The organism is Pseudomonas sp. CLCA07, from assembly GCF_053615335.1.
This window is the reverse complement of the sequence record NZ_CM132131.1, coordinates 5,553,431-5,567,558: the sequence shown is the minus strand read 5'-3', so window position 1 is coordinate 5,567,558 and position 14,128 is coordinate 5,553,431. Positions and strand designations below refer to the sequence as shown.

The 14,128-nt window shown below is 59.4% G+C and carries 12 protein-coding genes; 8 read left to right on the top strand and 4 right to left on the bottom strand.

The window, feature by feature from the left end:
* The first annotated feature begins 33 nt into the window (after positions 1 to 33).
* The 4 genes from ACWGZX_RS25530 to ACWGZX_RS25515 all read left to right on the top strand — a co-directional run bounded on the left by ACWGZX_RS25530 (position 34) and on the right by ACWGZX_RS25515 (position 4,697).
* Entirely contained in the window at positions 34 to 1,383 is a 1,350-nt protein-coding gene (locus ACWGZX_RS25530; protein WP_452625953.1) for an APC family permease, read from the top strand.
* Positions 1,384 to 1,502: 119 nt separating this feature from the next.
* The gene (locus tag ACWGZX_RS25525; RefSeq protein ID WP_452625952.1) at positions 1,503 to 2,519 is read left to right on the top strand and encodes an arginine N-succinyltransferase; all 1,017 of its coding nucleotides are present in this window, start codon (positions 1,503 to 1,505) and stop codon (positions 2,517 to 2,519) included.
* A 61-nt stretch (positions 2,520 to 2,580) separates the two neighbouring features.
* Positions 2,581 to 3,615, top strand: coding sequence for an arginine N-succinyltransferase (gene astA, locus ACWGZX_RS25520; protein WP_452625951.1), 1,035 nt, complete (start codon positions 2,581 to 2,583; stop codon positions 3,613 to 3,615).
* Between the two features lie 212 nt (positions 3,616 to 3,827).
* Positions 3,828 to 4,697, top strand: coding sequence for an isocitrate lyase/PEP mutase family protein (locus ACWGZX_RS25515; RefSeq protein ID WP_452625950.1), 870 nt, complete (start codon positions 3,828 to 3,830; stop codon positions 4,695 to 4,697).
* 111 nt (positions 4,698 to 4,808) lie between these two features.
* On the opposite strand, the gene ACWGZX_RS25510 is transcribed toward ACWGZX_RS25515, so the two are convergent.
* The gene (locus ACWGZX_RS25510) at positions 4,809 to 5,111 is read right to left on the bottom strand and encodes a hypothetical protein (RefSeq protein ID WP_452625949.1); all 303 of its coding nucleotides are present in this window, start codon (positions 5,109 to 5,111) and stop codon (positions 4,809 to 4,811) included.
* A gap of 440 nt (positions 5,112 to 5,551) precedes the next feature.
* Positions 5,552 to 6,622 carry a diguanylate cyclase gene (locus ACWGZX_RS25505; RefSeq protein WP_452625948.1) on the bottom strand — a complete coding sequence of 357 codons (1,071 nt, stop codon included), beginning with the start codon at positions 6,620 to 6,622 and terminating at the stop codon, positions 5,552 to 5,554.
* Positions 6,623 to 6,814: 192 nt separating this feature from the next.
* Between ACWGZX_RS25505 and ACWGZX_RS25500 the strand changes: the two genes are divergently transcribed.
* The 3 genes from ACWGZX_RS25500 to hglS all read left to right on the top strand — a co-directional run bounded on the left by ACWGZX_RS25500 (position 6,815) and on the right by hglS (position 10,919).
* Positions 6,815 to 8,269, top strand: a complete 1,455-nt coding sequence (locus tag ACWGZX_RS25500; protein WP_452625947.1) for a flavin-containing monooxygenase — start codon at positions 6,815 to 6,817, stop codon at positions 8,267 to 8,269.
* Between the two features lie 22 nt (positions 8,270 to 8,291).
* Complete coding sequence (locus ACWGZX_RS25495; protein WP_223512872.1) at positions 8,292 to 9,239, top strand: alpha/beta fold hydrolase; 948 nt, start codon at positions 8,292 to 8,294, stop codon at positions 9,237 to 9,239.
* Between the two features lie 294 nt (positions 9,240 to 9,533).
* Positions 9,534 to 10,919, top strand: coding sequence for a 2-oxoadipate dioxygenase/decarboxylase HglS (gene hglS, locus ACWGZX_RS25490; protein WP_452625946.1), 1,386 nt, complete (start codon positions 9,534 to 9,536; stop codon positions 10,917 to 10,919).
* 412 nt (positions 10,920 to 11,331) lie between these two features.
* Here hglS and ACWGZX_RS25485 read toward each other — a convergent pair whose 3' ends face one another.
* Positions 11,332 to 12,423 carry an IS110 family transposase gene (locus ACWGZX_RS25485; RefSeq protein ID WP_452629004.1) on the bottom strand — a complete coding sequence of 364 codons (1,092 nt, stop codon included), beginning with the start codon at positions 12,421 to 12,423 and terminating at the stop codon, positions 11,332 to 11,334.
* 96 nt (positions 12,424 to 12,519) lie between these two features.
* Positions 12,520 to 13,197 carry a type 1 glutamine amidotransferase domain-containing protein gene (locus tag ACWGZX_RS25480; RefSeq protein ID WP_452625945.1) on the bottom strand — a complete coding sequence of 226 codons (678 nt, stop codon included), beginning with the start codon at positions 13,195 to 13,197 and terminating at the stop codon, positions 12,520 to 12,522.
* 415 nt (positions 13,198 to 13,612) lie between these two features.
* Between ACWGZX_RS25480 and ACWGZX_RS25475 the strand changes: the two genes are divergently transcribed.
* Positions 13,613 to 14,128 (top strand): Hcp family type VI secretion system effector, encoded by a 516-nt coding sequence (locus ACWGZX_RS25475; protein ID WP_007948242.1) that lies wholly within the window; start codon positions 13,613 to 13,615, stop codon positions 14,126 to 14,128.

Below are 14,128 nucleotides of genomic sequence, written 5' to 3'. Positions count from 1 at the left end.
AGCCGCTGCTTACACCCCAAGGAGAAGAGCCTCATGGAAATTGAGAAATTTGGCTACAAGCAAGAATTGAAACGCAGCCTGACACTGACCGATCTGGTGGTGTACGGGATGATCTTCATGATCCCCATCGCGCCCTTTGGCGTGTACGGCTATGTCAATGCCGAGGCACCGGGCATGGTGCCGCTGGCCTATATCATCGGCATGGTTGCGATGCTGTTCACTGCCCTCAGTTACGGCAGCATGGCCCGGGCTTTTCCGATTGCAGGCTCGGTGTATTCCTACGCACAACGGGGCCTCAACCCCCATGTCGGGTTTATCGCCGGCTGGCTGATGCTGCTCGATTACCTGCTGATTCCACCGCTGCTCTACGTTTATGCTGCGATGGCGCTGAATCACCTTTACCCGGACATCCCGAAAGTCGGATTCATCCTCGCGTTTTTGGTTAGCGCGACCTTTGTGAACCTGCGGGGCATTACCTTCACCGCACGCATGAATATCGTGTTTCTGCTGGCGCAACTGGTGGTGCTGGGGATCTTCCTGTTCTACGCCTGGAACGCGCTGCACAACGGCGGCGGTAACGGTCAGCTGACGCTGGCGCCGCTGTACAACCCCGACACCTTTAATTTCGCCCTGCTGATGCAAGCCGTGTCGATTGCCGTGCTGTCGTTCCTGGGGTTCGATGCGATTTCCACCCTCGCCGAAGAAATCAAAGGCGACCCGGGCCGTAGCGTCGGCAAGGCTGCGTTGACCACCCTGCTGGTGATGGGCGCTATTTTTGTCGTGCAGACCTGGATTGCCACGGATCTCGCTGCTGGTATGGGGTTCAAATCCGCCGACACCGCGTTCTATGAAATCGCCGACATCGCCGCCGGCAGTTGGTTGGCAACCCTGACCGCCGTGGCCACGGCCCTGGCCTGGGGGGTGGCAGTGGCGATCACTTCTCAAGCGGCGGTATCACGCCTGTTGTTCGGCATGGCCCGCGACGGCAAGCTGCCCAAAGTGCTGGCCAGGGTTCACCCCAAACACAACACCCCGTACCTGAGCATTTACCTGGTGGCGGTGCTATCACTGGTGATCTGCTACCTGTTCATCAATTCGGTGGACACCCTCACTTCGCTGGTGAACTTCGGCGCGTTGAGCGGTTTCATGTTGCTGCACTTGACGGTCATAAACTACTACTGGCGTCGGCAGAAGTCCGGCCAGGTGATCAGGCACCTCGTCTTCCCGTCGGTTGGCTTTATCATCGTCGCGGCAATCATGTACAACATGGGGGTTGATGCACAGAAACTGGGCCTGATCTGGATAGCGTTGGGGCTGGTGTATCTGTTATTCCTCAACAAATTGGGCGCCAGCGCAGTGCTGCCCGACCCGAGCAATGGCTGACAAGAAATAGGGCGGCGTCTGACAACAAATCAGGCAGTCGCTGCTTTCACGCGTGGAACCCGACAGTGATAGTCAGGTTCGGTGCACAACACCGAGCCCTTTAATACAGGAGTGCAGCCATGCTGGTCTTACGCCCAGTCGAGTTAACCGACCTGCCCCAGCTACAACAACTGGCACGCGACAGCCTGGTAGGCGTCACATCGTTGCCGGACGACACCGAGCGACTGCGCAGCAGAATTGTCGATTCCTGCGCCTCATTCGAAAAAGACGTTGAGGAACATGGCCCGGAGAACTACTTCTTCGTGCTTGAGGACCTGACGGCCCGGCGCCTGGTCGGGTGCTCGGAAATCCTGGCCACCGCCGGTTTCAACGAGCCGTTCTACAGCTTGCGCAACCGCCACTTCACCAGCGCCTCCCGGGAACTGAACATCGAACATGGCGTCCCGGCACTGTCGTTATGCCAGGACCTCAACGGTCACACCTTGCTGCGCGGCTTTCACATCGACGCCCCGCTGGTGCGCACTGCATTTTCGGAGTTGCTGTCACGGGCGCGGCTGCTGTTCATCGCCGCCCATTCACAGCGATTTGCCGAAGCGGTGATCACCGAAATCGTCGGCTACAGCAGCGATGACGGGCAATCGCCGTTCTGGGATGCGCTGGGTAAACACTTTTTCGACCTGCCTTATGCCGAGGCCGAACGACTGTGCGGCCTGGAAACCCGGACCTTCCTCGCCGAACTGATGCCGCAGTACCCGATCTACGTGCCGATGCTGCCCCAGGCGGCGCAGGACTGTATCGGCCGGATTCACCCCGACGGCCAGGAGGCCTTCGATATTCTTGAGTGTGAAGGGTTTGAAACCAACAGCTACATCGACCTGTTCGACGGTGGCCCGACCCTGTATGCGCGCACCTCGAACATACTCTCCATCGCCCAAAGCGTGACTGGCACGGTGCAGACCGGTTCGTCCATCGATGCGCGCTGTCGGTACCTGGTCAGCAACGACGCTCTCAAGGGCTATCGCGCGATCGTAGCTGAGCTGGATTACCAAGCCGGGCAGCCGGTGGGGTTGAGCGCCGACATGTGCATAGCCCTGAACGTGACCGATGGCAGCCCGATCCGGCTGATCGCCCTGTGAGCACCATCCGGCCCCGCGCCCAACGACAGCGCACGAACAGGTACGAAGAAGGAACAGCATTATGATTGTCCGCCCGGTTAGCGTCACCGACCTGCCTGCCTTGATGGATCTGGTGCAACAAGCCGGCCCCGGGTTCACCACCCTGCCGGCCAATGAGGAACGCCTGGCGCACCGGGTGCGCTGGGCCCAGCGGACCTTCGCCGAACAGGTCGAGCGTGCGGATGCCGATTACCTGTTTGTGCTCGAGGATGACGATCAGCACGTGGTCGGCATCAGTGCATTGGCCGGCGCCGTAGGCCTGCGCGACCCCTGGTACAACTATCGGGTCGGGCTGACCGTCAGCGCTTCGCCGGACCTGGGGATTGAGCGGCAGATTCCGACCTTGTTTCTGAACAACGAAATGACCGGCCAATCGCAACTCTGCTCGCTGTTTCTGCAACACGATCAACGCCTGGGTACAAATGGTCGCTTACTGTCGTTGGCGCGCCTGCTGTTCGTCGCCGAGTTCCCGCAATTGTTCGGCGACAAACTCATCGCCGAGCTGCGTGGCAGTGCCGACGAGCAGGGTTGTTCGCCGTTCTGGGACAGCTTGGGCCGGCACTTCTTCAAGATGGAGTTCAGCCACGCCGATCATCTGTCGGGGCTGGGCAGCAAATCATTCATCGCCGAACTGATGCCGCGCCAACCGCTCTACACCTGCCTGCTGACCGAACAGGCCCAGGCCGTGATTGGCAAAGCACACCCGAACACGGAGCCGGCAATGAAAATCCTCAATGCCGAGGGGTTTGCCCACAAGGGTTACATCGATATTTTCGACGCCGGGCCGGTGATTGAGGCTCCCGTGTCGAACATCCGCACCGTGCGCGACAGCCAGGCGCTGGTGCTGGCCATCGGCACGCCCGATGAACAGGCGCCGGTGTGGCTGATCTATAACCGCCGCCTGGAAAACTGCCGCATTACCGCCGCCCAGGCGCGAATGGTCGGCAACAGCCTGGTTGTCGACCGCCTCACCGCCAAACGCCTGCAACTGCAACCCGGCAGCTCGGTGCGTGGGGTGCCTTTGCTGAATCAACAGAGGCAGGCTGTTGCTGCGTAACCGTCTGATGGCGAGTGCTGCGCACTCGGACGTCCGAACGCGGCCCGAACCTTCGGCAGCTGCTACAAAGGTTAGCGTTGCGCCGAGGACTCGAGTTAAAGCATTGTTAATTCGTCATCATCTTCTCATCGTCCGCGTGATAGCCTTTTGTTCCTTCGGCGTTGACACTTTTGCTCAAGCCCTTCCATTCCAATTGCAGTGGTGGAACTCGTATGTCCAGGCTTTCCCATCAAGATTTGCGCCGTAACTTTCGCGAACTGTTCGCCTCCAACACCTGCTATCACACGGCTTCGGTCTTCGACCCGATGTCGGCCCGCATTGCAGCTGACCTGGGTTTTGAAGTGGGGATTCTGGGCGGCTCCGTCGCATCGTTGCAGGTGCTGGGCGCTCCCGACTTTGCGTTGATCACCCTCAGCGAGTTCGCCGAACAGGCCACACGCATCGGTCGTGTCGCACAATTGCCGGTCATCGCCGACGCCGACCATGGCTACGGCAACGCGCTCAACGTGATGCGCACCATCGTCGAACTCGAACGCGCCGGCATCGCCGCACTGACCATCGAAGACACCTTGTTGCCGGCGCAATTCGGCCGTAAATCCACCGACCTGATCGGCGTCGCGGAAGGCGTCGGCAAGATCCGCGCAGCGCTGGAAGCCCGGGTTGATTCGGAAATGGCGATCATCGCCCGCACCAACGCCGGCATCCTGCCCATCCAGGAAATCATCAACCGCACCCAGCAATACCAAGCCGCTGGCGCAGACGGGATCTGCATGGTGGGCGTGCAGGACTTCGACCAACTGGAAAAAATCGCCGAACACCTGAGCGTGCCGCTGATGCTGGTCACCTATGGCAACCCGGCGCTGCGCGACGACAAACGCCTGGCCGAACTGGGCGTGCGGGTGACCATTGACGGTCATGGTGCTTACTTCGCGGCGATCAAGGCGACGTACGACAGCTTGCGCGAGCAACGGCAGATCTTTACCCAGGCCTCGGACTTGAGCGCTACGGAACTGACGCATACCTATACGCAGCCTGAGGAATACATTCGCTGGGCGGAAGAGTTTATGCGTGTGAAGGAATAACAACTTCGCCGACTCCATTCGCGAGCAGGCTCGCTCCCACAGGGGATTTGTGAACACTGCTGATCCAGTGTGGGAGCGAGCCTGCTCGCGAAGGGGTCGGTTGCAACACCGCTAGATTGCAGCCTTGAACCCCTCCTCCCGCTGCAACGCCCGCGCCCGAATCACATCCAGTATCGCGCACCCTTCCCGCATCAGCAGATGCACGGCCCCGGTCACACGCGTCAGATCACAGTCTGAAATACCTTTTAGGCCAAGGCTCGACAAGGTGTCCGCCAGATCACGAACCACCGTGAAGCGATGCGCCGCGCAGGCTGCGAGGTCGCTGAGTTCTTTGTGGGTATTGATGAAGAGCACCGGGTTTTCGGCATCGTAGGTGTCGATGGGGAGGTATCGGGGCATAACTTGGTCGTGCATAGATATAGCTCCAGGTTGAGCTACCACCATTCGCGGCCAAGCGAAAGTAAGGTGGCAGCTGTGTGCGGGTTGGCCGACCGGCACCCAGGATCCGGCACACCCGAAGGTGTCCCGCGCACAGCTGCCATAACACGATATCCAGACATCAAACGATCTGAACAATGACGCTGTTGCGTTCTAGATGACCGACCGGCCAAGGTCGTTCGCGGAGTTTTCCGCGAGCCCGAACTATAGGGGTCGAAACCGAAACGCGGCAACAGGGTACGTTGTAGGAAACGTCTTGGAAAGTTGTGCTCCACCGAATGAGCCAGATCAATCGCCGCAAACCCTTGTGGGAGTGAGCCTGCTCGCGATAACGGTGGGTCAGCTTGCAGGGATGTTGGATGAACGACCGCTATCGCGAGCAGGCTCACTCCCACAGGGGGAATCTCGGCAAAGGATCAGACCGAGTCGAGCAGTTCGTGACAGGGCGTGCCATTGATGCGGCAAATCACCCGATTGCGCCCCGTGGTCTTGGCTTCATACAACGCCTGATCCGCATCGTTAAGCCACAAGGTTGCGTCGGTATGCGTCGGGTCAAACGCTGCCAGACCAATGCTCAAGCTGACCTTCAACCCCGGACTCTGCTCGTAACCTAACGAGGCAAAACGGTCGCGCAAGGCTTCCATCGTTGCGGCGGCGCTGTTCAACGGCATGCCGGGCAGGATCACGCAGAACTCGTCGCCGCCATAACGCCCGGCAACATCGGTGGCGCGCAGGTTCTGCTTGAGCATCTTGCTCAGCTGGCGCAACACAATATCCCCGGCGACGTGGCCGTAGGTGTCATTGATGGTTTTGAAATGGTCGATGTCGATCAGTGCAATCGCCCCGCCCAGCTCGCGTTGGCAACGCTGGAATTCGACTTCCAGTTGGTCCTTCCAGGCGCCATGGTTCGACAGGCCGGTCAGGCTGTCGGTGCGGCTCAGGGCCAGCAACTCGCGCTTTTGCCGGCCAAGGGTGGTGGCCTGACGAAAGCAGAGCCAGCCCAGCGTCAGGGGATACACGATCAGCAGGGGCATGCAGGCGAACATTTGCAACGGTGTCGTCGACGGGATGAAGGTCGGGGTAAACACCAGCCCTCCAACCCCCATCCCGAGAATCTGCGCGACGAAGCCTACTAACAGGAAACGCAAGCCGCCGATGGCGACATTGTTCATCGCCATCATCGACAGCGTTGCAACGCTGGGTAGCGGATTAAATTGCATGGCCGCCACCCAGAAACCACCGAGAAAGGCATCCACCAGGATGTTGCGGTGCTCGGCGTGAAACGGCACCTTTGCCCGTCGCGCCCACTGATAGGCAACGTGCGGCCATAACACGCCGTTGAACACCATCAGCCCCCACACCCACGGCGCCGGGTCGAGTGGGTACATCGCCGCGCTCACGCACAACAAACCCAAGGCCAGGCCCAAGGTTCGCGATGCATAGAGCCTCCTGGCCAATGAAAGTCCTTTCCCTCCCGAATTTTCCATAGGGCCTCTGCGCCACTGAACGGAACTTGATAACACCGGGGTTGCAGGTGCGTTGAGAGTCTATCAGGGCGACGTTAAATAGCCATCACTGGCGAGCGGGCTGAATACCAGGCTATTGCCACCACGCGAGTCGTCAATGTTTGGCTATACATGAAGAGAGGGTTCAATCAATAACCATAAAAAAGGAGACCCATGCAGACTTTTCAAGTGTTGATCATTGGCAGCGGTTTTGGCGGTCAGTGCGCGGCGATCAATTTGCTAAAGACCGGCATCGACGATTTTCGCCTGCTGGAACGACGGGACTTTTTCGGCGGCACCTGGTGCCAGAACACCTACCCCGGCGCGGCGGTGGATGTGCCCTCGCCGCTGTATTCGCTGTCCTTTGCGCCCTATCGCTGGACGCAAATGTTCGCCGAACAGGCGGAACTGCACCGCTACACCCAGCACGTGGTGGAACACTTCGGCCTGCGCGACAAGGTCGAACTGCAAGCCAATGTCGAACGCATCGAATGGGATGACGCCAGCAAACGCTGGGCAGTGCACACCGGCAGCAAAGGCACGTTTTACGCGCAGTTTCTGATTAACGCGACGGGGCCGTTGAGCCAACCAGTCGTCCCGCACTTCGAGGGCATGGAACGCTTTCAGGGCAAGACCTTTCACACCAACAACTGGGACCATTCCTACGATTACCGGCAAAAACGCGTGGCCATCATCGGCAGTGGTGCCAGTGCCGCGCAGGTCATCCCGGCGATTGCCCCGGACGTCGAGCACCTGCACGTGTTTCAACGCACGCCGCACTGGGTGCTGCCAAGGGCCGATCGCGCGTTTGGCCCGTTCCAGCGCTGGCTACTGGGGCTGAAACCGGCCTACAAACTGCTGCGCTGGATGATCTACTGGCAGTTCGAAACCCGGGTGATTGCCTTCAAATACTCGAAACCGGCGATCCACATGGTCCAGCAACACGCCCTGCGCTTCCTCAAGCGTCAGGTGCCTGACCCCCAATTACGCCAAAAACTGACACCGGACTTCACCATCGGCTGCAAACGCGTGCTGATCTCCAGCACCTACTACCCGGCACTTGGCCGCCCCAACGTGACGTTGCACAGTCGCGAACAGGGCATTGCCGCCATCGATGAAACCGGCATCGTCACTCAGGATGGCCAGCACATCGACCTCGACCTGATCGTCTGGTCCACCGGTTACGACGCCACCGACGGGGTGATTTCCTACCCGGTCACCGGCAAACACGGCACGCAACTCAAGGACGTCTGGGCGCAGTATCCCCGGGCTTATCTGGGTACCAGCCTGCCCGACTTCCCGAACCTGTTCATCGTCACCGGCCCCAACACCGGCATTGGCCACACCTCGGCGCTGTTCATCATCGAGTCACAGATGAATTACATCCTCGACTGCATCCGTACGTTAAAAGCCCAAGGTTTACGCAGCATTGAAGTACGCGCCGAAGCGGAACGTACCTACACTGAAATGATCCACCGTGAAATGGAGCGCACCGTATGGAAGTCCGGAGGGTGCCACAGTTGGTACCAAAGCAAGAGCGGTCATGTGATTGCCATGTTTCCGGGGTTCAGTTTCAGCTATCACCGATTGACTCGGGCCTTGAAACCCGCCGACCACATCTTGTCCTGATCACGTTAAAGGAAGTCATCCGATGCTTCTATTCGTTGTCATTATTGCGGTTGTCGTGGCCTGGAGCTGGTTGAACTATCCGGCCATCGGTTATTGGCTGTATGACTTGAACATGGCCATTGAAGCCAAGCTGTATCGGCTGCACAAAATCGTCGTGCCCATTAACGAGATGACCGTCTCGACCTGGCAAGGCGGGCCGTATGAGGCGTCCAGCAGTGTGCTGATGCTGCACGGCTACAGCGCCGACAAAAACCTCTGGCTGCGCTTTGCCCGGCACTTTGTCGGCAATTATCGGGTCATCATTCCGGACATTGCCGGGCATGGCGAAACCGGCTTCAAGGCCGGCGGCGGCTATGACATCCCGCTACAAGCCAAACGGATGATCCAGTTGCTGGATGTCTGCGGAGTCGAGAAGGTGCATGTGATCGGCAACTCAATGGGCGGTTACATCGCGGCGTGGCTGGCGGCCACGTACCCGGACCGGATCGCCTCCGTGGCGCTGATCGACCCGGCCGGGGTCACCGCGCCTGAGGCCAGTGATCTGGAGCGGCATTTGGCCAAGGGGCATAACCCGTTTCTGATTCACTCACGGGAGGAGTTTCGACACTTCTACGCCATGACCATGGCCGAACCGCCGTGGGTGCCCGGCGTGGTGCTGGACGCCTTTGCACATCGCTATGAGCAAAGCCGCGATGAACTGGAAGAAATCTTCAACGACTTTCGCGCCAGCCCGCCGATGGAGCCGAAGCTGGCCGACATCAAGTGCCCGGCGCTGTTGCTGTGGGGGCACAAGGACCGTTTGATCGACGTCAGCAGTGTGGCGGTCTGGAGCAAAGGCATCGTCGATTTGCGGGTGCATATCTGGGATCACAGTGGCCACATGCCGATGGTCGAACAGCCCGCCAATACTGCGCGACTGTATCGGGAGTTCCTGGGATCGCTACGCACGGAAAGCCGCTCCCACCTGTAACCACCGCCCCTGTAGCAGCTGCCGAGCAGCGCGAGGCTGCGTCCGGTGCGGGCCGCGTTCGGGCGAAGCCGTCGTGAAGTCAGACGCTGTGTTTTTTCAGTTAAACCGCGTTTTCAGGGTTTACGACTGCTTCGCAGCCGGACGCAGCCTCGCGCTGCTCGTCAGCTGCTACAGGGCCGGCGGGGATGCAGTCCTGGCGAGAATGAAGTTCGTAAGATTCTTCGTTTGTCGGCGGCGCTGAAGGCTGCGATCTTTTCGCACATCCTTTACGTCACCGCGCCAGGAATTTTTTTCATGAGCCAGCCACGCTTCGTCAGCCCTGACCTGATCCGCCAACGCTTCTCCAAAGCGATGTCCGACATGTACCGCGAAGAAGTGCCGTTGTACGGCGCGCTCATGGAGCTGGTGGAGCAGACCAACCAATACGTGCTGGACAACGACCCGCAGATCGCCCGCCAGTTGAACAGCACCGGTGAAATCGAGCGCCTGGACCTTGAACGTCACGGTGCCATCCGCGTCGGTACTGCCACAGAACTGGCCACCCTCGCCCGTTTGTTCGCGGTGATGGGCATGCAACCGGTGGGTTATTACGACCTGACCCCGGCCGGCGTGCCGGTGCATTCCACGGCGTTTCGCGCGGTGCACGAAGCGGCGTTGCAGGTCAGCCCGTTTCGCGTGTTCACCTCGCTGCTGCGCCTGGAACTGATCGAAGACCTGGAACTGCGCGCGTTCGCTCAGTCGGTGCTGGAAAAACGCCAGATCTTTACCGCGGCAGCGCTGACCCTGATCGAGCGTGCTGAAACCGAGGGCGGTCTTACCGAAGACGAGGCGCAGCACTTCGTCGAACAGGCGCTGGAAACTTTCCGCTGGCACCACAGCGCCACCGTCACTGCCGAGCAATACCAGAAACTCAGCACCCAGCATCGCCTGATCGCCGACGTCGTGGCCTTCAAAGGCCCGCACATCAACCACCTGACGCCGCGCACATTGGACATCGACATCGTCCAGGCACAAATGCCGGCCCACGGCATCACCCCCAAAGCGGTGATCGAAGGCCCACCTCGCCGTCAGTGCCCGATTCTGCTGCGCCAGACCAGTTTCAAGGCGCTGGACGAGCCGGTTGCCTTCACCGATCAAGCTGAAACCCGAGGCAGTCACAGCGCGCGCTTCGGCGAAATCGAGCAACGTGGCGCCGCGCTGACGCCTAAAGGTCGGGCGCTGTACGACCGTTTGCTCAATGCTGCACGGGACGAGTTGAAAGACTTCCCCAATGAAGCCAATGCCGCACGCTACAACGCACTGATGGTGCAGCACTTTGGCGAATTTCCTGATACATACGAAGGTATGCGCCGACAGGAGCTGGCGTACTTTCGCTACTTCGTGACGGAAGAAGGCTTGGCGGCGGATGCACTGGATTCGTTGTCGCTGGAGGATTTGCTCGACGGCGGCTACCTGCGGGTTGAACCGCTGGTGTATGAGGATTTTCTGCCGGTGAGCGCAGCGGGGATTTTCCAGTCGAACCTGGGGGACGCGGCTCAAACCCACTATGGCGTGCATTCGAATCAGCAGGCGTTTGAGCAGGCGCTGGGGCGATCGACGATTGATGAGTTGGGGTTGTATGCCGAGACGCAGCGGCGTTCGGTTGAAGAGTGCTATGCCGCGTTGGGCCACGCGATCTAAAGCGAACTTGTAGCAGCTGGCGCAGCCTGCGTCCGGCTGCGAAGCAGTCGTAATTTCGGACGGTGCGGTTTTTCAGATAAACCGTGTTTACCGGTTTTACGACTGCTGCGCAGCCGGACGCAGGCTGCGCCAGCTGCTATGTATGGACTCGCCCCCACTTTCAACCCGCGTTTGAACACTGCTACCCGGTTGCATCTATGTATAAGGCCTATTCGAGGAAGCCTTCATCGGCTTCTGGCCAACATTGGGTGAGCTCGCGGTATGCCTATTACATTTAGGCCTCAAGGGCCGGTAGCAGCTCAGGCATCTATCCGCGACGGTCTGACCTGGGGTCAATGTTCTTCAGCAAGGGTTGAGGCGGCTCAGCGCCCCGGTGGCAGAACTCTGTCAATGACTCTTGATCAGCCCCTCATCACGGCCTCTGACCAGTGGCCGGTTGGCGATGATAGGTCTGCTCGTTTTGCAGCAGCACCCACATGATGCGCAGGTTGCGGTTGGCCAACCGCACCGCCGCGCCTTTTTGACCGTGACGGCTCAACCAGCGTCGCAGACGCTGGTCATCTGGATGTTCCGAATCTGGCCGCACCTGCCTCAATACAGAGTGCGCACCTTGAATCGCCAAGCTGCGCAGATAGGCATCACCGCGCTTGCACATATTGCCCAGTCGAATCTTTTGCCCGCTACTGTGCTGTTCGGGCACCGTGCCGAAATAGGCGGCGAACTGGCGCGCGTTGGCAAAGCGTTCAGGCTCAGTCTGTTTGGCTAGCATCGCCGTGGAGAAGATCGGGCCGACACCCCGTATCGTCATCAATCGTTTCGCCGTCTCGTCCGCGCGAGCACTGGCTTCCAGGCGCCCCGTCAGCACGTTGATGTGTTCGCCCAGTTGGCCCCACTCAGCCAGTATTTCGTCGATCAGCTCGCGCAACATATCCGGCAGCGGCTGGCTGGGGTCTTCCAGTACCCGTGGCACATCTCGGCTGAGGGCCATCTCGCCCTGCGCCAAGGCAATGCCGTGTTCCAGCAGCAAGCCACGCATCTGGTTACCCAAGGCCGTGTGCCGTCGCACGCATCCCTGCCGGACGCGGTGCAGCGCTTGCATCGCTAACGCCGACTCACTCTTGACCGGTACGGCTGCAATTTTTTGGTCTCGGCCTGCACGTAATATCGCCAGCACATCGTTGCGGTCATTCTTCGCTCCGCTACGGTGTTCGGCCACACGTTGTGCAGGCAGTATCCGCACTGGATTGCCTTGCGCCTGTAACAGCCGTGCCCACGCTTGCGCGCCCGGCCCGGTCTCCATCAGTACCGTCACATCCGCCGACAACTGGCGCAGGAACACGTGAAAAGCTTCACGAGACTTGATCCGTTGCTCGTGGACCACCTGGCCAAGGGAATTTTCCCCCGCGACCTGAAACACATTCTTCGCAAGATCCACCGCTACTGTCGTGCACGCCGCAAGATCGGCTGGCGACAAGGATTTGTTTATCGTCGTATGCTTGCTCATGGCCTCGCCCTCGCTGTCGTTGGCTTTCATAGAATGCCACCGTGGCGCGAAGACGCCTCGGCTTGGGCGAGTCCATTCAATTACAGGTGCGGTGTTTTAGCGGAGTTTGGCCAGCAACGCCTCGGCGGCTGCTTCGGACGACGCCGGGTTCTGGCCGGTGATCAGCAATCCGTCCGTGAGTACATAGCTCGCCCAATCGTCGCCCTTGGAATAAATCCCGCCCTTCTCCTTGAGCATGTCCTCCACCAGAAACGGTACGACGTTCGTCAGTTGCACCGCCTCTTCCTCCGAGTTGGTGAAACCCGTCACGCGCTTGCCTTTGACCAAAGGCTGGCCATCCGCGCCTTTGACATGACGCAACACGCCCGGTGCATGGCAGACCGCCGCGACCGGTTTACCTGCCTTGATAAACGCCTCGATCAGCGCAATCGAAAAGGTATCTTCGGCCAAATCCCACAGCGGACCATGGCCACCCGGATAGAAAACAGCATCGTAATCTTCGACTCTCACGCTGTTCAGCAGTGCAGTAGAGGCTAATGCGGATTTAGCCGCAGGGTCTTTGTTAAACCGATTAGTCGACTCGGTTTGCGCGTCCGGCTCGTCGCTTTTCGGGTCTAGCGGCGGTTGGCCGCCCTTGGGCGAGGCCAGGGTCAGTTGCGCACCGGCGTCCTTGAAGGCGAAATACGGCGCGGCGAATTCTTCCAGCCAGAAGCCGGTTTTCTTACCCGTATCACCCAATTGATCGTGGGACGTTAAAACCATCAGGATTTTCATGTCGTTCTCACTCCGGTTCAGGGTTGTTCGGACGCTCGACTGCGCTGTTTTTATGGACCCTGCTGCCGGTCGATTCGTTGCACCGGGTGCAGGTTGTCTTTGACGGGTGGCGCAAGGCCGTTATGCGCAAGAAGTTGCGCACTCATCCTACAGAAAGGTCCCGCTTGGATGCTGATCACCCGGCCAGGTGGGCCCTCCAGCCGAGTGCGCAAGAAGTTGCGCAGCGGTGTGCAAGTTCTTGCGCACATTCCACAGGGATCTTCGCCGATAAATCTTTCAGTCGCCGAAAATTGCCCCTAGTCCCTTGATCTATATGGCTTTCAGCGTTTCTGGCACGGACCTTGATAACAGTCAGGCACCCACCGGGCGATACCGCCTCCCGGGCACTCTTAATTTTTTAGCAAGGAGCACATCCATGGCTACACCAGCGTACATGTCCGTCACTGGCGAGAAACAAGGTCTGATCACTGCCGGCGCGTTCACCGCCGACTCGGTTGGCAACACCTACCAGGAAGGTCACGAAGACCAGGTCATGGTTCAGGCTTTCAGCCACGACGTGATCATCCCGCGTGACCCGCAATCCGGCCAACCGACCGGTCAGCGCGTTCACAAGCCAGTGGTGATCACCAAGGTCTACGACAAGTCTTCGCCACTGCTGCAAGCAGCCCTGACTTCCGGCGAGCGCATGAGCGAAATCGTTATCCAGTGGTACCGCACTTCGGCTCAAGGTACCCAAGAGCACTACTACACCACCAAACTGGAAGACGCGATCATCGTCGCCATCAACAACAAAATGCACAACTGCCAGGATCCGTCGAACTCGCACTTCACGCACCTGGAAGAAGTGCAATTCACCTACCGCAAAATCACCTGGACCCACGAAGTATCCGGTACTTCGGGTTCCGATGACTGGCGTCTGCCGGTCGCCTAA